Source organism: Streptomyces sp. NBC_00986 (genome assembly GCF_045162565.1).
Taxonomy (GTDB): Bacteria; Actinomycetota; Actinomycetes; order Streptomycetales; family Streptomycetaceae; genus Streptomyces.
The window spans coordinates 1,432,282-1,453,317 of the sequence record NZ_CP108733.1 but is presented as its reverse complement, the minus strand read 5'-3'; the positions used below and the strand labels follow the sequence as shown (position 1 = coordinate 1,453,317).

General features: G+C 69.6%; 20 protein-coding genes and 1 riboswitch. Of the genes, 9 read left to right on the top strand and 11 right to left on the bottom strand.

Annotation, left to right across the window (positions count from 1 at the left end; all coding sequences use genetic code 11):
• Positions 1–85 precede the first annotated feature (85 nt).
• Positions 86–985: a CU044_5270 family protein gene (locus tag OG504_RS06445; RefSeq protein ID WP_405988848.1), complete on the top strand. Its 900-nt coding sequence runs from the start codon at positions 86–88 to the stop codon at positions 983–985.
• Here the strand turns inward: OG504_RS06445 and OG504_RS06440 are convergent, their stop codons facing one another.
• Positions 986–1,834 carry a bifunctional 5,10-methylenetetrahydrofolate dehydrogenase/5,10-methenyltetrahydrofolate cyclohydrolase gene (locus tag OG504_RS06440; protein ID WP_405988847.1) on the bottom strand — a complete coding sequence of 283 codons (849 nt, stop codon included), beginning with the start codon at positions 1,832–1,834 and terminating at the stop codon, positions 986–988.
• A 21-nt stretch (positions 1,835–1,855) separates the two neighbouring features.
• Positions 1,856–1,940, bottom strand: a riboswitch (ZMP/ZTP riboswitch).
• Between the two features lie 258 nt (positions 1,941–2,198).
• Positions 2,199–2,564, bottom strand: coding sequence for a nuclear transport factor 2 family protein (locus OG504_RS06435; protein ID WP_405988846.1), 366 nt, complete (start codon positions 2,562–2,564; stop codon positions 2,199–2,201).
• Positions 2,565–2,735: 171 nt separating this feature from the next.
• Between OG504_RS06435 and OG504_RS06430 the strand changes: the two genes are divergently transcribed.
• Positions 2,736–3,032 carry a hypothetical protein gene (locus OG504_RS06430; protein WP_366491536.1) on the top strand — a complete coding sequence of 99 codons (297 nt, stop codon included), beginning with the start codon at positions 2,736–2,738 and terminating at the stop codon, positions 3,030–3,032.
• A gap of 79 nt (positions 3,033–3,111) precedes the next feature.
• Here the strand turns inward: OG504_RS06430 and OG504_RS06425 are convergent, their stop codons facing one another.
• Positions 3,112–4,866, bottom strand: a complete 1,755-nt coding sequence (locus OG504_RS06425; RefSeq protein WP_405988845.1) for an ABC transporter ATP-binding protein — start codon at positions 4,864–4,866, stop codon at positions 3,112–3,114.
• A 158-nt stretch (positions 4,867–5,024) separates the two neighbouring features.
• On the opposite strand from OG504_RS06425, the gene OG504_RS06420 reads away from it, so the two are divergent.
• From OG504_RS06420 to OG504_RS06410, 3 genes are all read left to right on the top strand, one after another.
• The gene (locus tag OG504_RS06420) at positions 5,025–6,113 is read left to right on the top strand and encodes an S-(hydroxymethyl)mycothiol dehydrogenase (protein ID WP_405988844.1); all 1,089 of its coding nucleotides are present in this window, start codon (positions 5,025–5,027) and stop codon (positions 6,111–6,113) included.
• Positions 6,113–6,742 (top strand): MBL fold metallo-hydrolase, encoded by a 630-nt coding sequence (locus OG504_RS06415; RefSeq protein ID WP_405988843.1) that lies wholly within the window; start codon positions 6,113–6,115, stop codon positions 6,740–6,742. Before OG504_RS06420 ends, OG504_RS06415 begins: the two co-directional genes overlap by 1 nt.
• Positions 6,743–6,829: 87 nt before the next feature.
• The gene (locus tag OG504_RS06410) at positions 6,830–7,744 is read left to right on the top strand and encodes an SDR family oxidoreductase (RefSeq protein WP_405988842.1); all 915 of its coding nucleotides are present in this window, start codon (positions 6,830–6,832) and stop codon (positions 7,742–7,744) included.
• 9 nt (positions 7,745–7,753) lie between these two features.
• On the opposite strand, the gene OG504_RS06405 is transcribed toward OG504_RS06410, so the two are convergent.
• Positions 7,754–8,281, bottom strand: a complete 528-nt coding sequence (locus OG504_RS06405) for a hypothetical protein (protein ID WP_405988841.1) — start codon at positions 8,279–8,281, stop codon at positions 7,754–7,756.
• Positions 8,282–8,331: 50 nt separating this feature from the next.
• Here OG504_RS06405 and OG504_RS06400 point away from each other — a divergent pair, with 50 nt between their 5' ends.
• Entirely contained in the window at positions 8,332–9,135 is an 804-nt protein-coding gene (locus OG504_RS06400; protein ID WP_405988840.1) for an SDR family NAD(P)-dependent oxidoreductase, read from the top strand.
• On the opposite strand, the gene OG504_RS06395 is transcribed toward OG504_RS06400, so the two are convergent.
• Together OG504_RS06395 and proP are read right to left on the bottom strand one after the other, a co-directional pair.
• Positions 9,109–10,509, bottom strand: coding sequence for a pyridoxal phosphate-dependent decarboxylase family protein (locus OG504_RS06395; RefSeq protein WP_405988839.1), 1,401 nt, complete (start codon positions 10,507–10,509; stop codon positions 9,109–9,111). The genes OG504_RS06400 and OG504_RS06395 overlap by 27 nt on opposite strands.
• 85 nt (positions 10,510–10,594) lie before the next feature.
• Positions 10,595–12,079 carry a glycine betaine/L-proline transporter ProP gene (proP, locus tag OG504_RS06390; protein ID WP_405996264.1) on the bottom strand — a complete coding sequence of 495 codons (1,485 nt, stop codon included), beginning with the start codon at positions 12,077–12,079 and terminating at the stop codon, positions 10,595–10,597.
• Between the two features lie 336 nt (positions 12,080–12,415).
• On the opposite strand from proP, the gene OG504_RS06385 reads away from it, so the two are divergent.
• Positions 12,416–13,114, top strand: coding sequence for a L,D-transpeptidase family protein (locus OG504_RS06385; protein ID WP_405988838.1), 699 nt, complete (start codon positions 12,416–12,418; stop codon positions 13,112–13,114).
• Between the two features lie 43 nt (positions 13,115–13,157).
• Here the strand turns inward: OG504_RS06385 and OG504_RS06380 are convergent, their stop codons facing one another.
• The 4 genes from OG504_RS06380 to OG504_RS06365 form a co-directional block, all read right to left on the bottom strand.
• On the bottom strand, positions 13,158–14,357 hold the full coding sequence (locus tag OG504_RS06380; protein WP_405988837.1) for a Gfo/Idh/MocA family protein: 1,200 nt from the start codon (positions 14,355–14,357) through the stop codon (positions 13,158–13,160).
• 70 nt (positions 14,358–14,427) lie between these two features.
• On the bottom strand, positions 14,428–15,771 hold the full coding sequence (locus tag OG504_RS06375; RefSeq protein ID WP_405988836.1) for an ABC transporter substrate-binding protein: 1,344 nt from the start codon (positions 15,769–15,771) through the stop codon (positions 14,428–14,430).
• Positions 15,772–15,781: 10 nt separating this feature from the next.
• Positions 15,782–16,738, bottom strand: coding sequence for a carbohydrate ABC transporter permease (locus tag OG504_RS06370; protein WP_405988835.1), 957 nt, complete (start codon positions 16,736–16,738; stop codon positions 15,782–15,784).
• Between the two features lie 15 nt (positions 16,739–16,753).
• Entirely contained in the window at positions 16,754–17,671 is a 918-nt protein-coding gene (locus OG504_RS06365) for a carbohydrate ABC transporter permease (RefSeq protein ID WP_405988834.1), read from the bottom strand.
• A gap of 182 nt (positions 17,672–17,853) precedes the next feature.
• Here OG504_RS06365 and OG504_RS06360 point away from each other — a divergent pair, with 182 nt between their 5' ends.
• On the top strand, positions 17,854–19,014 hold the full coding sequence (locus OG504_RS06360) for an ROK family protein (RefSeq protein ID WP_405988833.1): 1,161 nt from the start codon (positions 17,854–17,856) through the stop codon (positions 19,012–19,014).
• A 99-nt stretch (positions 19,015–19,113) separates the two neighbouring features.
• On the top strand, positions 19,114–19,299 hold the full coding sequence (locus OG504_RS06355) for a hypothetical protein (protein WP_327399287.1): 186 nt from the start codon (positions 19,114–19,116) through the stop codon (positions 19,297–19,299).
• A gap of 143 nt (positions 19,300–19,442) precedes the next feature.
• Here the strand turns inward: OG504_RS06355 and OG504_RS06350 are convergent, their stop codons facing one another.
• The gene (locus tag OG504_RS06350) at positions 19,443–20,810 is read right to left on the bottom strand and encodes a S1 family peptidase (protein ID WP_405988832.1); all 1,368 of its coding nucleotides are present in this window, start codon (positions 20,808–20,810) and stop codon (positions 19,443–19,445) included.
• Positions 20,811–21,036: the final 226 nt, after the last annotated feature.

Here is a 21,036-nt window from a genome sequence, read left to right as displayed (position 1 = left end):
CGGTCGGCTGCTGCGGCGTCGTGGCTGGTCGCGCAGTTCCCCGCGCCCCTATGGGGCGCCACAGTCACCCTGAAGGAACGTCGCCATGGCTGATGAGCTTGAACTACTGCGTAGCGCCAACCCGTTCACCAGCGATGGGGTCCTCTACGGTGACGGGCCGCTTGATCGTCAGGCCGAGCGGGGGCTCAACCGGCTGTTGTATGAGCGGCGTTCACGGCGTCGGCGACTGGTGTGGAGCCTCGCCGCCACTGCTGCCGTCGGGGCGACCGTACTCACCCTGGTGGTGGGAGGGCCGAGCAGTACTCCGGCGGTGGCGGCTCCGCGGGCGCTTGTGGTGCAGGCGCACTCCACTCCCGTTTCCCTGAAGCAGCTCGCCGCACTCGCGGCGGCCGTCGCGGTCGACGGAACTCCCGCTCTGCGCAGGGGGACCCACGTGCAGTCATGGAGTCTCGGTATGTCCGACGACAAACCGCCGGTCACCATCCCCGAGGAACGCATCGTGCGCTGGAACGCGGACGACAGTCACACGGAACGTCTCGTCGAGGACGGGCATGTCCTCAAGGAGACGACGTTTCCGCCGAGTTGGAGCGATGTCCCGCCCGATGCCCAGCCTCCGCACGACGTGGCGGGACTGCGGGCGTACCTCCAGGAGACGGCGTACAGCAAGACGCCGTTGACCACGCCCGAACTCCTCAGTGCGGTCGGGGAGTTGCTGGACCACTGGACGCTCGGGGCGCGTGAGTCGGCCGCGTTGGCGCGGCTGCTCGCGGGGGCGGACGGACTGCGGCCGGTGGGGGAGGTGACCGACCGGCTCGGGCGGCACGGGCAGGCGTACGTCTATCAGCGGTCCGCCACCCGCCTGATGCTGATCATGGACCCGGCCACCGGCGCCGTCCTCGGAATGGAGAGCACCTTCACGAAGGACCAGCCCGAGTACGGCGTCAAGGCCGGGGACGTCATGGAGTACAGCGCGTGGACGCGCTGATCACACCCCGAGCTGCCGGGCGGCGGCGGTCACCGTCTGTTCGAGGAGCGTGGCGATCGTCATCGGGCCGACGCCGCCCGGCACCGGCGTGATCAACGAGGCGCGTTCGGCGGCGGACTCGAAGTCGACGTCGCCGATGTTGCCCGCGTTGTAACCGGCGTCGATCACGACCGCGCCGGGCTTGATGTCCTCGCCGCGGATCAGCCGGGGGCGGCCGACGGCGGCGACCACGATGTCCGCCTCGCGGACCACCGCCGACAGGTCCCGGGTGCGGGAGTGGCAGTACGTGACCGTCGCGTCGCGGGCCAGGAGCAGCATGCCGGCCGGCTTGCCGAGGATCGCACTGCGGCCGACCACGACGGCCCGCTTGCCGGACGGGTCGACGTCGTACTCGTCGAGCAGCCGCATGATCCCGCCGGGCGTGCAGGACACGAAGCCCGGCAGGCCGAAGCTCATCGTCGCGAACGACGCGAAGGTGACGCCGTCCACGTCCTTCTCCGCCGCGATCGCCTCGAACGCGGCCCGCTCGTCGATGTGTTCACCCATCGGGTGCTGGAGCAGGATGCCGTGCACGGCCGGGTCGGTGGAGAGCGCGGTGAGGGTGGCGACCAGTTCGGCGGTGGTCGTGGTGGCGGGCAGTTCGACGTGCCGGGACGCGATGCCGGCCTTGCGCGAACGGTTCTGCTTCATCCGGACGTACGTGACGGAGGCCGGGTCCGCGCCGACCAGAACCGTCGCGAGACAGGGCGCCGTACCGGTGCGTTCCGTGAGGTCGGCGGCCTTCTTCGCGGTGTCCTCGACGATGCGCCGGGCGAGCGCTGTGCCGTCCATGAGCCGTGCCTGAGACATGATCCACTCCTGAGCTGGTTGACCAATCGCCCAGGCGCACGGCATCGACTCCGCGTGGGCCGCTCCACGGTGGTGCTCCACCTCAGCGCCAGTCACGACCCACGAACAGCCTAACCGACGGTCCTACGACAGCCCCGGCCCGCTCAGCCACGCCGGAAACCCCGCGTCCGACCGGCAGGCGGCGGCGGAAGCGAGCGGGACCGTGCCGCCCGCAGCACCGACCCCAGCAGCGTGGCGGACGCGCGCAGGCCCGCTGCGGAGACCGGTGTCCGCCGGCGAGCCGCAGCGGAGCGCGCGGGTGCCGTGGTCGCCGAGAAGGTCCAGGTCAGACGGGTGCTGACGCGGACCCTCGGCACCAGTCCGGCTAGCCGTCCCATGCCTGGATCATGGTCTGCCGGGTGATCTTGCCGTCCTGCAGCAGGAGCATCGACTCGGCGAGGACCCGCGCCCCGTCCGGGTACTGGCACGACTCGCTGTAGGCGACCCGGTCCCCTTGTACGACGCACTCCTCCAGCTTGTGCGTCATGTCGCGGCTGTAGACGTCGGCGAGCATCGCGCCGATCTCGTCCCGGCCGTGCAGGACCTTGGGGTGACTGGGCTGGGTCTGGTGGTCGACGACGTGGATCTCGGCGTCGTCCGCGTAGAGCGACAGAAGTGTCGCCGCTGTGTGCTCTTCGATGCCCCGGCGCAGGGCTTCGGAGTCGAAGCCGGGGCGTGCCGCGGTGCCCATGGTGACCTCCTCGGAGGGTCGCGGCCCACACAGGAGCGAGCCGCGACGGGCCTCTCCTACGAGACTCCTCCGTCGTACCGGGGTCGGCAAACGCAGCGGCACGCTCCGCCTCACGGGTGAGCGGTGCCCGGTACCCGTGACCGCGCGGGGACCGGCCGCGTTGCTGAGGGCATGATCTCAACACGACGTATTGCCGCCGCCGTTGGTCTCGCCGTCGGGGTCACCGGCCTCGTCGCGCCGATGGCGAACGCCGCCGACGCGCCCGCCTTCAAGGACGGCAAGGTCAGCCCGGTCGCCCTGCTGGACTCGCTCGCGGTGAGCGAGATCCCCGCCGAGCACCGGGCGGAGGTCCCCCGGGTCGCCAACCAGCTGCAGGGTCTGAACCACCTGAACGACCTCCAGCAGCTGCACCAGGTCACCGACATGGCCGCGCCGGTGACGGGACTCCTCCCCAGCATCGAGCCGTGAGCCCGCAGCACTGATCCCGCGGAGCACGAAGACCTCGAGGGCCGTCCGGAAACGGGCGGCCCTCAGCCGTTCCCCGGGATCAGCCCGCCGTCGCCAGGAACTGCGTCGCCGCCAGTTCCGCGTAGAGCGGGTCGGCGGTCACGAGTTCCCGGTGCGTGCCCACGGCACGGACGCGGCCCGCGTCCATGACGACGATCCGGTCGGCCATCGTCACCGTGGACAGCCGGTGCGCCACGACCAGGACCGTCGTCGTTCGGGCCACATCGGCGACGGTGTCGCGCAGGGCCGCCTCGTTCACCGCGTCGAGCTGCGAGGTCGCCTCGTCGAGGAGGAGCAGACGGGGGTGGCGCAGGAGCGCGCGGGCGATGGCGACGCGCTGGCGTTCGCCGCCCGAGAGGCGGGTGCCTCGGTGTCCGACCAAGGTGTCGACGCCCTTCGGTAGCCGGGCGAGCAGGCCGTCGAGGCGGGTTGTCCGCAGGACGCGGGTCACGGCGTCGTCGTCCGCGTCCGGGTTGCCGAGCAACAGATTGTCGCGCAGGGAACCCGACAGGACCGGGGCGTCCTGCTCCACGTAGCCGATGGCGGACCGGAGTTGGGACAGGTCCCAGTCCGCGAGGTCCCGGCCGTCGAGGGTGATCGCGCCGGACTCGGGGTCGTAGAAACGCTCGATGAGGGAGAACACCGTGGTCTTGCCCGCGCCGGACGGGCCGACGAACGCCGTCATGCCCTGGGCCGGTATCCCGAAGGTCACGCCGTGGTGGACGTAGGGGAGGTCGTCGGCGTAGCGGAAGCGGACGTCGTCGAAGGTGAGGGCCGCGGGTTCGGCGCCGGGGGAGGGCAACTGGGCGGGCAGGGACGGGGGTTCGGCGGGGAGGTGGAGCGCCTCCTGGATGCGGGAGAGGGCCGCGGCGCCCGTCTGGTACTGCGTGATCGCACCGACGACCTGCTGGATCGGCTGCATGAGATAGAAGACGTAGAGGAGGAAGGCGACCAGCGTGCCGATGTCGATCGCACCCGTCGCCACCCGTGCCCCGCCCACCGCGAGGACGGTGATGAAGGCGACCTGCATCGACAGTGCCGCCGTATTGCCCGCGGCGGCGCTCCACTTGGCGGCCCGCACACTCTGCCGCCACGACTCCTCGGCCGCCGCGTGCAGGGTGCGTTCCTCACGGTCCTCGGCGCCGGACGCCTTCACCGTGCGCAGCGCGCCCAGGATCCGCTCCAGCGAGGCGCCCATCACGCCGACCGCGTCCTGCGCCTGCCTGCTGGCCCGGTTGATGCGCGGCAGGATCAGGGTGAGCACCGTGCCCGCGCCCGCGATCACGGCCAGGGTGACGCCCAGCAGCACCGGGTCAACGAGGCCCATCATTACGACAGTTGCGACGAGTGTGAGCCCTCCGGTGCCGAGCCCGACCAGCGAGTCCGTGGTGACCTCGCGCAGCAGGGTCGTGTCCGAGGTGATGCGGGCCATCAGGTCGCCGGGCTCGCTGCGGTCCACCGCGCTGATCCGCAGGCGCAGCAGATACGACGACAGGGCGCGCCGCGCACCGAGCACCACCGACTCCGCGGTACGCCGCAGAACGTATGAACCCAGCGCGCCCAGCGCCGCGTTGGCGACCACCAGCGCCGACATCGCGAGCAGCGCCCCGGTGATCGTCCGGTCGTGCGACAGGTCGTCGATGAGCCCCCGCGCCACCAGCGGCAGCAGCAACCCGGTGCCCCCGGTGACCAACGAGAGCAGCGCACCCGCCAACAGGGCCCAGCGGTGCGGTCGTACGTAGTCGAGGAGCAACCGCCAGGCCGGCGGACCGCTCTGCGTCCCTGCGATGCTCACGGCGCTCCTCGGGAGTCGGTCGGAACACTCAGGCTACGTCGGCCGCGATCGATCACGGTGATGGTCAGGGGGCGTGGCCGGGACGTCAGCGTGCCCTTACCGATCAGTCACGCGTAGGGTCGGAGGCGGGGACAACGGCGACGAAAGGGTTCAGGACCATGGCGCAGGAAGTACGCGGCGTGATCGCACCGGGCAAGAACGAGCCGGTCCGGGTCGAGACGATCGTCGTACCCGATCCCGGACCCGGCGAGGCCGTGGTGAAGGTACAGGCCTGCGGGGTCTGTCATACCGACCTGCACTACAAACAGGGCGGCATCAGCGACGACTACCCCTTCCTGCTCGGCCACGAGGCGTCCGGAATCGTCGAGTCGGTCGGCGAGGGCGTCACCGACGTCGCGCCCGGCGACTTCGTGATCCTCAACTGGCGTGCCGTGTGCGGGAATTGCCGGGCCTGTCTGCGTGGTCGCCCCTGGTACTGCTTCAACACCCACAACGCCAAGCAGAAGATGACCCTCGCCTCGACAGGGCAGGAACTCTCCCCGGCCCTGGGCATCGGCGCCTTCGCCGACAAGACGCTGGTCGCCGCCGGACAGTGCACCAAGGTTGATCCGGCCGTCTCTCCGGCCGTCGCCGGGCTGTTGGGCTGTGGCGTGATGGCCGGCATCGGCGCCGCCATCAACACCGGTAACGTCGGTCGCGGTGACACCGTCGCGGTCATCGGGTGCGGTGGGGTCGGTGACGCGGCGATCGCCGGGTCCCGGCTCGCTGGCGCGGCGCGGATCATCGCCGTGGACATCGATGATCGGAAGCTGGAGAAGGCCCGCTCCATGGGGGCCACGCACACCGTCAACTCCAAGACGAACGACCCCGTCGAGGCGATCCGTGAACTGACCGGTGGCTTCGGCGCCGATGTCGTCATCGAGGCGGTCGGTCGCCCGGAGACGTACAAACAGGCCTTCTACGCCCGGGACTTGGCGGGCACGGTCGTCCTCGTCGGTGTGCCCACGCCCGAGATGAAGCTCGAACTCCCGCTCCTGGACGTCTTCGGACGTGGCGGCTCGCTGAAGTCGTCGTGGTACGGCGACTGTCTGCCTTCCCGCGACTTCCCGATGCTGATCGATCTGCATCAGCAAGGGCGCCTGGACCTGGCCGCGTTCGTCACGGAGACGATCCAACTCGGCGAGGTGGAGAAGGCGTTCGAGCGGATGCACGGCGGCGATGTGCTGCGTTCGGTGGTGGAGCTGTGATGGGCGCTCGTATCGAACACCTCGTCACCTCGGGGCAGTTCAGCCTCGACGGCGGTACCTGGGACGTCGACAACAACGTGTGGATCGTGGGCGACGACCACGAGGTCGTCGTCATCGACGCCGCCCATGACGCCGACGCCATCCTCGCGGCGATCGGCGACCGCAGGCTGACCGCCGTCATCTGCACCCACGCGCACAACGACCACATCGACGCCGCTCCCGAACTCGCGGACCGCACCGGCGCCACGATCTGGCTGCACCCCGACGACCTGCCGCTGTGGAAGCAGACCCACCCCGACCGCGACCCCGACGCCCATCTCGCCGACGGCCAGGTGATCGAGGCCGCGGGCGCCGACCTGAAGGTCCTGCACACGCCGGGACACGCGCCCGGCGCGGTGTGCCTGTACGACCCCGGGCTCGGCACGGTCTTCACCGGCGACACCCTCTTCCACGGGGGCCCGGGCGCCACGGGACGGTCGTACTCCCACTTCCCGACCATCATCGACTCCATCCGGGACCGGTTGCTGACCCTCCCGCCCGAGACGAAGGTGCTCACCGGACACGGCGACTCGACGACCGTCGGGGCGGAGGCCGCACACCTGGAGGAGTGGATCGCGCGGGGCCACTGAGACACCGCCGAATACCCGACAGAAGGTGTCCGGCTTCTCCTGCACGATCGACAGGACAGCGAGTCGAACGAGCACGGGAGGCCGGACATGCCGGGACCACTGGAAGGCAAGATCGCGCTGGTCGCGGGGGCGACGCGCGGAGCGGGACGCGGGATCGCCGTGGAACTGGGCGCGGCCGGTGCCACCGTCTACGTGACCGGGCGCAGCACCCGCGCCAAGCGCTCCGAGTACGACCGGCCCGAGACCGTCGAGGACACCGCCGACCTCGTCACCGCGGCCGGCGGCCGGGGCATCGCCGTTCCCACCGACCACCTGGACTCCACGGCCGTACGGGCCCTCGTCGACCGTATCGACGACGAACAGGGCCGCCTCGACGTCCTCGTCAACGACATCTGGGGCGGCGAGCACCTCTTCGCCTGGGACACCCCCGTCTGGGAACACGACCTCGACAAGGGCCTCCGCATCCTCCGGCTGGCGGTCGAGACCCACGCGATCACCAGCCACCACGCGCTGCCCCTGCTGCTGCGCCGCCCCGGCGGCCTGGTCGTCGAGATGACCGACGGGACCGCCGAGTACAACCGCGACACCTACCGCGTCTCCTTCTTCTACGACCTCGCCAAGTCCTCCGTCCTGCGCATGGCCTTCGCTCTCGGCCACGAACTCGGTCAACGCGGCGCCACCGCCGTCGCGCTCACCCCGGGCTGGCTGCGCTCGGAGATCATGCTCGACCAGTTCGGCGTAGGCGAGGACAACTGGCGCGATGCCCTGCCCCAAGTCCCGCACTTCGCCATCTCGGAGACCCCGCGCTACGTCGGCCGCGCCGTCGCCGCCCTCGCCGCCGACCCCGAAGTGGCCCGCTGGAACGGGCAGTCGCTGTCCAGCGGCGGACTCGCCCCGGTGTACGGCTTCACGGACCTCGACGGCAGCCGCCCGGACGCGTGGCGGTACCTGGTGGAGGTACAGGACGCGGGGAAACCGGCGGACGTGACCGGCTACCGGTGACGTGCGAGGTCAGATCTGGGTCACCGGCCAGCGCCCCGAGTGGCCCGGTGGCAGCGCCAGATCATCCCGTACGGCCGCGTAGTAGCCTTCGCGCCTGGCGCGCTGACGCTCCATCAACTCCCGCCAGGCCTCCGGGTCGTGGGTCTCCGCGCGCATGAACCGCTCCATCGCCATCACCGCGCCGACCCACGCCCGGGCCTTGTCCACCACCTCCGTGCTCCCCAGCAGGAGCAGCGCCTCACCGGGCGGATCCCGGTCCACGGTCGCCTCGGCCAGCAGCGGTTCCGCCTCGGCCGGGGACAGCGGGTGCGGATGCGGGTCGTTGCCGAAGTGGGAGGCGACCCGGTACGTCAGGGTCACCGACTTCTTCAGCGAACGGGCGTACTCGGCGTACACCTCCAGCCGCCGCTCCTCCCATCGGGCCGCCCGCTCACGGCGGAACCTCGCCTGATCGCCCCGCACGATCGCGACGTACGAACCGAGGGCGCCGATCACGACACCGATCAGCGCGGGAAGTTGCTGTATGAACCCGTTCATGTCCGCACGCTATCTGCCGAGTTGATCGTTCCGGCAGTACGTTCGGGACCATGACTGACACAACGCGCTTCGAGGGGTACGGAGTTCTCGTCACCGGTGCGGCGCGCGGCATCGGCGCGGCCATCTCCCGGCGGCTCGCGGAGGAGGGGGCGCGGGTTCTGGTGACCGACGCCGATCTGCCCGAGGCGGAGAAGACGGCGGCGGCGCTGCGTGAACTCGGTCTGGCGACCGAGGCGTTCGGCTGCGACGTGGGGGACCGGGAGGCGGTGGAGCGGGCCGTCGCCCGGGCCGTCGAGTCCTTCGGGGCGCTCGACGTCCTGGTCAACAGCGCCGCGCACTGCACGCCCGACCTCCCGCTCTTCGAGGACGAGCCCGACGACGAGTGGGCCCGCGACCTCGACATCACGCTGACGGGGACCTACCGCTGCTGCCGCGCCGCACTCCCGCACCTGGTCGCCTCGGGACGCGGGGCCGTGGTCAACATCGGTTCCGTGAACGGCAGTCAGGACTTCGGCAACCACGCCTACAGCGCGGCCAAGGCCGGACTCACCTCGCTGACCCGTACCCTCGCCGGCCACGCCGGTCGGCGCGGCGTGCGGGTCAATCTGGTGATGCCGGGGACGGTACGGACCTCCGCGTGGGAGGGCCGTGACGCCGAACTCGACGCGGTCAGCGGGCTGTTCCCGCTCGGCCGGGTAGGCGAGCCCGAGGACATCGCCGCGGCCGTCGCGTTCCTCGCCTCGCGGGACGCCTCTTGGATCACCGGCACCACCCTCGCCGTCGACGGAGGGCTCACCGCGGTCAACTCCGGGTTCCGGCAGTCCCTTTCAGAGCGCGGGGCCAGGGGGCAGTGAAGCCAGCGCCGCCAGCACCCGGTCCGTATCGGCCTCGGACGTACGCCAGTTGCTGAACGCGGCGCGCAGCGCGGGTGTCCCGTCGTAGGCCGTCGGCGTCAGGAACGCCTCGCCGGTGGCGGCCACGGCCTCCGCGACGGCCGCCACCCGCTCGTGCGTGGGGTTCTCGGCCAGAGTGAAGCAGACGACGTTCAGCCGGACCGGCGCCGACAGCCGCAGGCCCGGGAGTGCGGCGATGCCCTCCCCGAGCCGGTGGGCGAGAACCACGTTGCGCTCGACGATCTCGCGGTGCCCGGCGCGGCCGTAGGCCATGAGGGAGAACCAGGCGGGGAGGGCGCGCAGGCGTCGGGAGTTCTCGGGGGTGAGGTGGAGGAAGTCGGGGTCGCCGGTGGGTGAGCCCAGGTACGGGGACGCGTTGTGGAACACCCTGGTCTGCAGGTCGCGGCGGCGCGTGAACTGGACGGCCGCGTCGTAGGGCACGTTGAGCCACTTGTGGAGGTCGACGCAGACCGAGTCGGCCGCGTCGAGACCGTCGACGAGGTGGGCGTAGGCGGGGGAGAGCGCGGCGAAGCCGCCGAACGCGGCGTCCACGTGCAGCCAGAAGTCGTGCCGTTCCTTGAGGGCGGCGATCGCGCGCAGATCGTCGAAGTCGACGGTGTTCACCGTGCCGGCGTTCGCGACGACGATCGCCGGGCGGCCCTTCAACTCGGAGAGTGCGGCGTCGAGTTGGGCCACGTCGACGGCTTCGCGGTTTCCGGCGAGCACGGGCACGTAGCGCATCCGGTCGCGGCCGATGCCCAGCACGGACAGCGCCTTGGTGACGCTGGAGTGCGGGCTGCCGGAGAGGACGTCGACCGGGCCGAGCGCGGCGGCGCCGTCCTGGGACACGTCCACGCCCAGGCGCTCGCCGAGCCACTCGCGGGCTACGGCGACACCCACCATGTTGGACACGGTCGCGCCGGTGACGAAGGCCCCGGAGTGCGCCTCGCCGAGCCCGAACAGCTCGCGCAGCCAGCCGACCGTCTCCCGCTCCAGGGCCGCCGCCCAGGAACCGGCCGCGCCGGACACGTTCTGGTCGTAGGCGCTGGTCAGCCAGTCCCCGGCGACCGACGCGGGCGTCGCGCCACCGGTGACGAAGCCGAGGTAACGCGGGCCCGCCGACCCCGAGAGCCCGGGTGCCCACCGCTCCGCGAACCGCGCGAGAGCCGCCTCGCCACCGGTCCCCTCGACCGGCAGCGGCTCCCCGTCGGGCGCCTTGTCGAGCCGGACGACCGGCCGCTCGGCCATCCCGTCCAGCTCACGGGCGGCGAGGTCACGGGCGGACTGGAGGAGGGCGGGGAGCCGCGAGAGGTCGTCGGCGAGAGTGCGCTGCATGGGCGGCAGCGTAGGCGGAGGCCGCGGGTGGGGTATCGGGCCACTTCGACGGAACTGGACTGGATCACACGCGGGCGCGCCGGTGTCAGTCGTCCCGGTGGGAGCGGTGCGGGAGGTGGCCCTGGCGCAGCCGGAGCCAGGTGTCGCGGGCGCGGCGGCCCGCGCGGGTGCGGCTGTGCGCGACCATCTCACGGGCCTCCTGCTCGGACGCGGCCATGGCAGAGGACCCGCGCAGCGGCTTGCGTGCGGTCTCGCGCAGGAACAGGGCGGCGATCACTCCGATCACGCCCGCGACCATGAGGTAGTAGGCGGGCACGAGTTCGTTGCCGGTCACGTCGACCAGCGCGGAGGCGATCAGCGGGGTCGTGCCGCCGAACAGGGAGACGGAGAAGTTGTACGCCAGGGACAGGCCGCCGTAGCGCAGATGGGTCGGGAAGAGCGCGGGGAGGGTCGCGGCGCTCGTGCCCGCGAAGCAGACCAGGAACAGGCCGAGGATCACGCAGCCGATGGCGGGGAGCACGATGCCGCCCTGGCGGATGAGCTGGAAGACGGGGATCGCGAAGACCACCATGGCGCCGCCGCCCCACAGGAACAGCGGCCGCCTGCCGTACCGGTCCGAGGAGCGGCCGACGACGGTGATGGTGAGGGCGACGAGCACCATGGTGCCCAACACCAGGAGCTGGGCGGTGAGTTCGGACTCGCCGAGGGTGGAACTCATGTAGGTCGGCAGGTACGAGGTCACCATGTAGTTGGTGACGTTGTAGAGCAGGACGAGACCGACGCAGACGAGCAGGGCCTGCCAGTGGTCGGTGAACACTTCCTTGAGGCGGCCCTTGCCGGACATCCGGGCCTCCTCCCCACGCTTCTCCTCGACCTCCTGGAACGCGGGTGTTTCCTCCAGCCTGAGCCGCATGTAGAGGCCGATGATCCCGAGCGGTCCCGCGACGTAGAACGGGATCCGCCAGCCCCAGTCGACCATCTGGTCCTCGGACAGAGCGGCGGTCAGGACGGTGACCAGGCCGGAGCCGAGGGAGTAGCCGACGAACGTGCCGAAGTCGAGCCAGCTGCCGAGGAAGCCGCGCATCCGGTCGGGGGAGTACTCCGCGATGTAGGTGGTGGCACCGGCGTACTCGCCGCCGGTCGAGAAGCCCTGCACCAGCCGGCAGAGCAGCAGCAGGACCGGTGCGGCCAGGCCGATCGTCCTGTAGCCCGGCAGGAAGCCCACCGCGAACGTGCTGATCGCCATCATGATCATGGTGACGGCGAGGACCTTCTGGCGTCCCACGCGGTCGCCGAGGGGCCCGAACACGAGCCCGCCGAGCGGCCGGACGAGGAAGGCCGCCGCGAAGGTCGCGAACGTCGAGATGACCTGGGCGCCCGGTGAGCTGCCCGGGAAGAAGACCTTGCCGAGGGTCGAGGCGACGTACGCGTAGACGCCGAAGTCGAACCACTCCATGGTGTTGCCCAGGGCCGCGGCCGACACGGCCCGTCGTACGGCCGGCCGGTCGGCCACCTTCACGTCGTCCGCGCTCAGGGCCTTCTTGCGCCGGCGCAGCAGCGTCCGCACCATCCGTTCGGTGCGCGCGTTTCCCGAGCCGAGCCCACGTCGCGGTTCGTTCGGGCCTGCGGGGTCCCGCTTGTCTGACCTCATGTGCACCTGTGCGTGTCGTCGGTGGGTTCCGCTTCGCGCTCCGTGCGGTCCGCGGAATGCTGATTGATCACGCCTAACCGGTGCGGCCCACCTGGAAACCCGTCGTCCGCTTACGGAGGCCGTCTTCCGTGGAGCCGGCCCGGCGGCGGAGAATGTCACCGTTTCGTCGCGGTCCGGCCCGGGCCACAACCCTGCCGCCCGCGCACCGGTCTAGCTGGCAGAGATCGCAGTTCCGGCTGAGGGGGAGGTTCCGACATGGGGGACATACGCAGACGAGGCGCCATAGCGCTCGGTATCACCGGGCTGGTGGCACCGCTCACGCTCGTGCTGGGCGGCGCTCCGGCGCAGGCGGCGACGAGCTGTACGACGCAGAAGGGGCCATACCAGAAGCAGGTCGAGAAGTTCCTCGGCCGGCCGGTCGACGGGAAGCAGTCCGCCGCCGACTGCAAGGCCATCAAGGCCTTCCAGACCAAGCACGGCATCACGCCGAACATCGGCTACGCGGGATCCGTCACCTGGGGCGTGATGGACCTCATGAACAAGCAGAAGGCCGTGGGCAACAAGCCGAACGCGGCCGGCAAGTGCCCGACGAACAAGGGCCGCATCGCCTGCGTCAACCTCACGCTCCAGATCAGCTGGATCCAGGACGGCAGCCGACTCGTCTACGGCCCGGTCCCGGTGCGCACCGGCCGCAACGGCTACGAGACCCGCACCGGTCTGAAGAAGATCTACTGGCGGGACATCGACCACGTCTCGAACATCTACAACGTGCCGATGCCGTACAGCCAGTTCTTCGACGGCGGCCAGGCCTTCCACTCGGTCAGCCTCAGCATGTGGAACCCGCCGGGCTCGCACGGCTGCGTCAACATGACTCCGGCCACCGCCAAGAAGTACTGGTCGCTGCTGAAGAACGGCGACGACGTCTTCGTGTACGGCCGCAAGCCGGGCACGTGACCTGAGCGCCCGGCTTGCTCAACTCCCCTGGTGCGACGTGTTGTTACTCGGGTGCGTCCCCGAAGTCCGGGATCTCCAGCCTCGCCCCGCCCTGCCGTGCCGAGTCGTGCGCGATGATGCCCGGCAGGGTGTAGCGGGCCGCGACCCACGCGTTCACGCTGGGCAGGGTGCGGGAGTTGACCGCGGTCACGAAGTCGTCCGCCAGGAAGTGGTGGCTGCCCTCGTGGCCGTTGTGCAGGTTCTCGAACTCCTTCGGCAGCCGCGACCGGTCGTGCACCGGCGCCGAGCCGGAGGTGAAGGCGGCCCGAAGGTCCGGTGCGATGTGCTGAAGTGACGGATCGTCAGGAGACATGGTGGGCTTGGGCTCCAGCAGCTCGCTGATGTCCTGCACCCCCTTCTTGTCCTGCCAGAACGCCACCGTCGCGAGCTGCTCCATGCTCGCGTCCGTGCCGAAGAACCGGAAACGCGACTCCCGGATCTGCGAGGGATAACCCACCCGCCGGAACTCGTTCGTACGGAACGAACCGCCGCCCGCGACCTCGAACAGCGCGGTGGCGTTGGAGAAGTCGTTGCCGAACTGGCTGACGTCCTTGTCGAACACCCCGTCCCCGCGCTCGTCGACGACACCGATCGCCGACACGCTCACCGCGTGCGTCTGCCACGCGCCGAGCACCCCGCCCACCGAGTGCGTCGGGTAGAGCAGCGGCGGATAGCTGGCGGTGGCCTTCCAGTTGTCGCCGCCGCTGTACTGGTACGCCTCGTAGAACCCCAGGTCCATGTCGTGGACGTAGTCGCCCTCGGCGTAGAAGATCCGCCCGAAGGCGCCCTCCGCGATCTGGTTGCGGGCGTGCACGGTCGCCGGGTTGTACTGGCTGGTCTCGCCCATCATGTACGTCAGTCCGGTCGCCTTGACCGCGTCGATGATCGCCGCGATCTCGTCCGTGCTGATCGCCATGGGGACCGCGGAGTACACGTGCTTGCCGGCGCCGAGCCCCTTCAGGACCAGGGGGCCGTGCGTCCAGCGCTGGGTGAAGATCGCGACGGCGTCGACGGCCTTCGACTCCAGCATCGCTTCGTAGGAGGGGAAAGTGCCCGCCAGCCCTTGTTCGGCGACCAGTTGCTCCGCCCGTTCCGGCAGGAGGTCGGTCACATAGACCTCGCTCACGCCTGGGTGGGCCTGGAACAGTCGGGCGAACTGGCCGGAGAACTGGCCTGCTCCGACGATGCCGAGGGAGAACGTCATGGGTGCGTGTCCTTCTCTGACGGGGATTTCCCTGAGCGGAAATCACTGAACGAACATCACTGAACGAACATCATTGGCCGAGGATGAAGTTGATCTGCTTGTTGGTCTTGCTCAGGCCGCTCACCGGTGCGTCGTTGGCGTAGACGTCCTGCATGGCGGGGCGCATCAACGCGTACACGTCCGCCGAGTAGTTGGTGATCGGGAAGGAGAAGGTGGCGAAGTCCTTCTTGTCGGCGACCGGCCGGGTGAAGGCCGTGACGTCGATGCCCTTCTTCTTGTAGGCGGCGACGGCGGCCTTCGTGCCGTCCGGGGTCGCGGGGAAGACGATGCCGTAACTTCCCACCGTCTTCTGGCAGTTGTCCGATGACAGGTAGGTCACCCACTTTCGCGCGCCCGCCTTGTTGTGGGCGTTCTTGGTGATCGAGTCGGCCAGTCCGTTCATCATGGTCGCCCGTTTCCCGGTCGGACCGGTAGGGGTATATGTGGTGCCGATCTTGATTCCCTTGGCCGCGGCGTACGTGGAGATCATCCAGGCGCCGTCGAACGCGGTCGCCGCCTTGCCTGCCGCGATCTGCGCGTTGGGCGGGTTGGCGCCGTCGCTGTAGTCGGTGAACGGCGCGAGATAGCCCTTCTTCGCCAGGCCGAAGTACCACTTGACCGTCGACTGGTAGGTCTTGCTGTCGTACTGGTACTTCGTGCCCCAGCGTGTCTTGTCCGTGTAGTTCCAGCCGGCCGAGGCGGTGAAGGGACTCCACGTCGTCTGGCCGTCGGAGTCACCGGCGCCCCCGGTGGCCATGCCGTACACCTTGACGTGGTGCTTGTCGAAGCCGGGTTCGTCGCCGCGCTTGCCGTTCCTGTCGACGGTCAGATGGGCGATGGCCTTCTCGAAGGTGCCGCCGTCCGTCGGGTTCCAGGACAGGCTGTTGAGCTGATCGGCCCTCAGCCCGGCCGACTTGGCCATCTTCTGGTTGTAGAAGAGGGCGACGGTGTCCCAGTCCTTGGGCGTGCCGTACTGATGTCCGTCCTGGCCCTGCCAGTTGGCGGCGAGACCGGGCTGATAGGCGGACGCGTCGATGTCGAGGTCGTCCAGCGGCTGGAGCACCTTCAGGTCGGCGAACTGGCCGAACTTCTGGATGTGGTCGGTGAACACGTCCGGCTGGGTGCCCGCGATGAAGCTCGCGGTGAGCTTGGTCCAGTAGTCGGCCCAGCCCAACTGGGTGATCTTCACCTTGAGTCCGGGGTTCTGCTGCTCGAAGCCCTTCGCGCAGGCCTGGTAGGCGGGGAGCTGGTTGGAGTCCCACAGCCAGTACGTCACCGTGTCCGAGGACGAACCCACCGAGTCGCCCTTCGCGCAGCCCGCCGTCAGGGACAGCGCGAGCGCCCCGGTCAATGCCATGACCGTACGAAATCGCATGCCCTGCCCCTTACTTGATTCCGGTGAAGCTGATGGAACTCACGATGCGGCGCGCGAACACCCCGAAGAGCAGGAGCATCGGGAGCGCGGCGATCAGGGTCGCCGCCATCAGGCCCGACCAGTCGTAGCCGGTCTGCGGGGTCTGTGAGCGGAAGATGGCCAGTGCCACCGACAGCACGCGGGAGCTGTCGCTGTAGGACACCATCAGCGGCCAGAAGTAGTCGTTCCAGGACGTGATGTACGTCAGCACGCCCAGGGTGAGGACCGGCGTGGACGCCATCGGGAGCAGCACCCGGAAGAAGACGCGGATCTTGCCCGCGCCGTCGAGCAGAGCGGCCTCCTCGACCTCGCGCGGGATGTTCATGAAGAACTGCCTGAGGAAGAACACCGCGAACGGCGTCATGAACATCGTCGGCAGCGAGATGCCCAACAGGGTGTCCACGAGCCCGAGTTGCTTGATGAGGACGAAGTTCGGCAGCAGGGTGAAGATCGCCGGCACCATCAGCCCGGCCAGGAACAGCCCGAACATCCGGTCCCGGCCGCGCCAGCGGAGCCGGGCGAAGGCGTAGGCGGCCATCGCGGAGAAGAACACCTGGCAGACGGTGATCAGGGTCGAGACGATCACCGAGTTGAGCAGATAGCGCCAGAACTTCAGCCCGCCGCCCGAACCGCCCTGTGCGATCGCCTCCTTGGTCGACTGGAGGCCGAGCGCCCGCTCGAAACCGCCGGTGGTGAAGTCGACCGGCAGCGGGTCCGAGGGGTGGGCGGCGAGACCGGTGTTGGTGGAGAGCGCGGTGCGCAGGATCCAGTAGAAGGGCAGCAGAGTGATCAGCATGATCGCGGTCATCGCGACCCAGGCGGCGACCTTGCCGACGGAGGGCCGGGGCCGGGGCGGCCGTACGACCTCCCGCTTCGCCGTGGGCGTAGGGGTGTTGGGCACGTTGGGTGTGGTGGTCAGGGTGGCCATGTCGACTCCTTCCGGTCAGCCGAGGTCGGTCTGGCCGGCGCGGGTGAGCCGGTACTGGAGGAACGTGATCGCGCTCAGGACGATCAGCAGGGCCACGGACATCGCGGACGCGTAGCCGAACTGGAAGCGCCCGAAGGCGGAGCCGTAGATGTAGTACTGGAGGACGTTCGTCGCGTTCGCCGGGCCGCCCGCGGTGGTCACCGCGACCGTGTCGAACACCTGGAACGAACCGATCACCGTCATGATCAGCACGACCGCCAGCACCGGGCGCAGCAGCGGCATCGTGATCCGCCAGAACATGCGCCACTCGCTCGCGCCGTCCACCTTCGCGGCCTCGTACATGTCGCCCGGGATGGCCTGGAGGCCCGCGAAGAGCAGCAGCGTGGTGTAGCCGACGTGCCGCCACACGTTGATCAGGGCGATCGTCGGGATCGCCCAGGTCTTGTCGGCGAGGAACGGGATGTGGTCGAAGCCGAGGCCGCCGATGATCTCGTTGCCGATGCCGAGCTGGGTGTCGAGGATCCACAGCCAGACGATGCCGGCGACGACGTTCGACATCAGGTACGGCGTCAGCACGATCCCACGCAACAGGGCGGACTGGGTGAGCCGTTGGAGCAGGACCGCGATGGCGAGGGCCGCCACCGTCTGGATGCCGATGTTGATGAGGACGTACTCGACGGTGACCTTCAACGACGACCAGAAGATGGGGTCGTGGACCATCCGGTCGTAGTTGTCGAGACCCACCCACTTCGCCGGGGTCAGCAGGTTGAAGCGGGTGAAGCTCAGATAGATGCCGCGCAGGGTCGGCCAAAGCAGGAAGACCACGAAGCCCAGCAGGGCCGGGGCGATGAACACCGCCGCCAGCCGACCGTCGCCGCTGTCTTCACGGGCCCGCGGCCTGCGGGTCGGGGGACTGCTTGAGGCGATGGTCATCTGGAGACTCCCTTGTCTACGACGGCTCGTCCTCGGGTCACTTACTTTCGTCGCGAAAGAATCCAGGCGTCAATAGCCGTGCAGGGATCTTTTCTGTGCGGGAATGTGGCCGTAGAGTGGCCCTGTTACTTCCAGAGGAAAAGAAACCTCGGGGAGAGAGACCTTGTGGGAGTGTGACCCTCATGACCACACGTGCCGCCAGCTGGCAGCCGCTGAGCCCCGGTGAACGCTCCGTCGCGATCGAGGTGCTCGTCCACGGCCCGCTGTCGCGCACCGACCTCGCACGCCGGCTCGACCTCTCGGCGGGCAGCCTCACCCGCCTCACCAAGCCGCTGATCGAAACCGGTCTGCTGGTCGAGGTCCCCGACGGCGGCGGCCCGGCCGAGGTCCGCCAGGGCCGCCCCTCCCAACCCCTCGACGTGGTCGTCGAGTCGCGCACGTTCGCCGGGTTCAAGGTCACCGAGGACACGGTCTACGGCGTCGTCACCACCCTCAGGAGCGAGATCGTCGCCCGCCTCGACCGGCCGCTCACCACCCACGATCCCGCCCAAGTGGCCGATCTGCTGGGCGAGATGACCGGCGATCTCACCGCCCGGTTCCCCACGCTCACCGGCATCGGTATCGGCGTCGGCGGACTCGTCCAGGACCGTGCCGTGGTGGGGGAGTCGGCCTTCCTGCAGTGGAGCGACGTCCCGCTGGCCCAACTCGTGCAGGAGCGCACCGGGTTGCCGGTCGTCGTCGAGAACGACGTCGCCGCCCTCGTCGAGGCCGAGACCTGGTTCGGCGCCGGGCGCGGCCTCGACCGCTTCGTCGTCCTCACCATCGGCGCGGGCATCGGCTACGGCCTCGTCCTCGGCGGCAAGCGCGTGCCGTACGCCGAGGAGGACCGCGGGTTCGGCCGCCACTGGATCCTGAACCCCAACGGCCCGATCACCCCCGCGGGTCAACGGGGCAGCGCCGTCTCGCTGTTGACCATTCCCAGCATCCGCTACCAGATCCGGGCCGCCACCGGACTCGACCTCACCTACGAGGAGATCCTCGCCCGCGCCGCCGCCGGTGAGTCCATGCCCGCCCGCGTCATCGACGAAGCGGCCCGCGCGCTGGGCACGTTGGTCGCCCAGATCGCCAACTTCGTGCTCCCGCAGAAGATCCTGCTCGCCGGTGAAGGCGTCGGCCTGATCGACGTGGCCGGCAAGACGGTGGACGACACGCTCCGCGCCCACCGGCATCCGCTGGCCGCCCCGCTCGACGTGGAGACGAAGGTGTCCGACTTCCATGACTGGGCGCGTGGCGCAGCGGTGTTGGCGATCCAGGTGCTGGTGCTGGGTGTGGCCGGGGTGTGAATTGCGTTACGGGGCTTGACAGATGACGTGATCAGCAACACGGTCCGATATGTCCGGTTCACTCGTGATTACTCACATCGCCTTCACCTTGGGCGACGTATGCTTCACACCATGTCCACCAGTGTTGAATCAGCCACCGAGCGATCGGCAGCCGAGGTCAACGAGGAGATCAGGGCCTTGTGGCACCGATCGGGCGGGACACTGAGCGTCGAGCAGCGCGAGGAGTACCGACGGCTTGTGATGGAGTGGGCCGCCGCGGCTCCGCAGCCGGCTGAGGCGGCCTGAGCGCCGCCGCTGTCGACCGACGCAGGTGTCGTTGTCGGTATTCGGTATCCCGCCGCCCGACCTTCCTCGTGACCCCGGTCCAGCCGGCCGAGCCCCTGTCGACCCGACCGACCCCGTTGCTCCTGTCGAACTTCCTTGAGTGATCAGCCCCACATCGCCGAGTAGTGCCGCTGGAACGCCTTGCGGTCCTGCTCGGCGCGGATCCAGCGCGTCGCGACCAGCGCGATCAGACTGCCCGCGATGACCAGCAGGCCCGGGCCCACGTTCTTCGGGTCCGTGAGCCGGGACGCCAGGGTCGTCGACCCCGCCGCCGTGGTGTTCGTCGCCGGCGCGGAGGTTCCCGGCGTGACCGAGCCTGCTGCGGCGCTTCCGGCTGCCGAGGCGGACGGCGCGGGCGAGGCGGCCGTCTTCGGCGCCACGAGCAACTTCACGTTCAGCGCGGCCAGCGCCTTGGTCAGCGGCTGGAAGAACGTCGTACCGCCCGCGGTGCAGTCACCGCTGCCGCCCGAGGTGACGCCCAGCGCGATGCCGTTGGCGAACAACGGGCCGCCGCTGTCGCCCGGTTCGGCACACACCGTGGTCTGGATGAGACCGGTGACCGTGCCCTCCGGGTAGTTCACCGTCGCGTTGAGCGCGGTCACCTCGCCGTCGTGCAGCCCGCTGGTGCTGCCGCTGCGGAACACCTTCTCGCCCACGGCCGCGTCGGCCAGACCCGTGATGGTCACCCCGCTGCCGTTACCGATCGCGACGACGTCCGCGCCGTCGCCCGCCGAACCGCTCGCGTACTGCACCAACGAGAAGTCGCTGCCGGGGAAGTTGTCGGAGACCGTCTTGCCCAACTGCTGGTCGCCCTGGTTGTTGGCGAACCAGATGGACCCGACCGGCCCGCAGTGCCCGGCCGTGAGGATGAAGTCGTTCGTCCCGTCGGTCACGTTGAAGCCCGCCGAACAGCGCCCGCCGGTCGACAGGATGGGCTGCGCACCATTGATCCGGGTCGTGAACTTGCCCTGCGTGCGCTGCATCTGGACCGAGGCGCCGATGCCTTTGGCGACCTTCGTCATCGCCGTCCAGGCGGTGGCGGAGACGCTGCTGTCGGCCTCCACCAGCACCCTGTTGTTCCGGTAGTCCATCGCCCACGCGGTGCCCGGCACCTTGGGGGCCGAACTCAGCGTCGTGGCGGCCGAGTTCAACACGTTCATGCTGTACGGCACGACCTTCGCCTCGGCGCCCGCCTTCGTCACCTCGGCCGCCGTCTTCGCATCGGTCACCGCGACGACCGTACGGCCGCCGGAATCGACCCAACTGCCCGCCGTACGGGACGAACCGAGCTTCGCCACCAAGGCGGAACCCTTGTCCGCGGGTGTCTGCGGCGCGCTGAGCGTGGCGGCGGACGTGCCGGAAGAGTCGCTGGCCATGGCCGCCTGAGTGACCATGGCGCCTCCCAGCAGGAGTCCGCCGACGGCTGCCAACCGTGTAACTCGCCGGATGACCCGTCGTCGTGCGTGCCTCATGCTTGGCTCCCGAACCCCGAACGTGCGGTGCGACACCGCGGGACTCTCCGGTCGTTGAGTGCCCTTCCTCCATACGTGGCCCGGCGCTCGTGTGTTCACCGGACGGAAGATCGGCTTCAGCGCGTACCTCCAACGAGCGGTCCATACGGCCGAGTTGGCTCGGCGGTACCCAGGTGGAGCCCGGTGCCCTCGCTCGGACCTCGTCGTGCTGTCATGGACACCCGCC

Excerpts from the sequence above, each read along its gene's own strand:
- OG504_RS06400 (WP_405988840.1), top strand. The coding sequence starts at position 8,332 with ATGACTGACACAACGCGCTTCGAGGGGTACGGAGTTCTCGTCACCGGT.
- OG504_RS06370 (WP_405988835.1), bottom strand. The coding sequence starts at position 16,738 with ATGGCCACCCTGACCACCACACCCAACGTGCCCAACACCCCTACGCCC.
- OG504_RS06445 (WP_405988848.1), top strand. The coding sequence starts at position 86 with ATGGCTGATGAGCTTGAACTACTGCGTAGCGCCAACCCGTTCACCAGC.
- OG504_RS06405 (WP_405988841.1), bottom strand. The coding sequence starts at position 8,281 with ATGAACGGGTTCATACAGCAACTTCCCGCGCTGATCGGTGTCGTGATC.
- OG504_RS06380 (WP_405988837.1), bottom strand. The coding sequence starts at position 14,357 with ATGACGTTCTCCCTCGGCATCGTCGGAGCAGGCCAGTTCTCCGGCCAG.
- proP (WP_405996264.1), bottom strand. The coding sequence starts at position 12,079 with ATGGTGCGGACGCTGCTGCGCCGGCGCAAGAAGGCCCTGAGCGCGGAC.
- OG504_RS06385 (WP_405988838.1), top strand. The coding sequence starts at position 12,416 with ATGGGGGACATACGCAGACGAGGCGCCATAGCGCTCGGTATCACCGGG.
- OG504_RS06420 (WP_405988844.1), top strand. The coding sequence starts at position 5,025 with ATGGCGCAGGAAGTACGCGGCGTGATCGCACCGGGCAAGAACGAGCCG.
- OG504_RS06355 (WP_327399287.1), top strand. The coding sequence starts at position 19,114 with ATGCTTCACACCATGTCCACCAGTGTTGAATCAGCCACCGAGCGATCG.
- OG504_RS06375 (WP_405988836.1), bottom strand. The coding sequence starts at position 15,771 with ATGCGATTTCGTACGGTCATGGCATTGACCGGGGCGCTCGCGCTGTCC.
- OG504_RS06410 (WP_405988842.1), top strand. The coding sequence starts at position 6,830 with ATGCCGGGACCACTGGAAGGCAAGATCGCGCTGGTCGCGGGGGCGACG.
- OG504_RS06415 (WP_405988843.1), top strand. The coding sequence starts at position 6,113 with ATGGGCGCTCGTATCGAACACCTCGTCACCTCGGGGCAGTTCAGCCTC.
- OG504_RS06430 (WP_366491536.1), top strand. The coding sequence starts at position 2,736 with ATGATCTCAACACGACGTATTGCCGCCGCCGTTGGTCTCGCCGTCGGG.
- OG504_RS06435 (WP_405988846.1), bottom strand. The coding sequence starts at position 2,564 with ATGGGCACCGCGGCACGCCCCGGCTTCGACTCCGAAGCCCTGCGCCGG.
- OG504_RS06365 (WP_405988834.1), bottom strand. The coding sequence starts at position 17,671 with ATGACCATCGCCTCAAGCAGTCCCCCGACCCGCAGGCCGCGGGCCCGT.
- OG504_RS06360 (WP_405988833.1), top strand. The coding sequence starts at position 17,854 with ATGACCACACGTGCCGCCAGCTGGCAGCCGCTGAGCCCCGGTGAACGC.
- OG504_RS06440 (WP_405988847.1), bottom strand. The coding sequence starts at position 1,834 with ATGTCTCAGGCACGGCTCATGGACGGCACAGCGCTCGCCCGGCGCATC.
- OG504_RS06395 (WP_405988839.1), bottom strand. The coding sequence starts at position 10,509 with ATGCAGCGCACTCTCGCCGACGACCTCTCGCGGCTCCCCGCCCTCCTC.
- OG504_RS06350 (WP_405988832.1), bottom strand. The coding sequence starts at position 20,810 with ATGAGGCACGCACGACGACGGGTCATCCGGCGAGTTACACGGTTGGCA.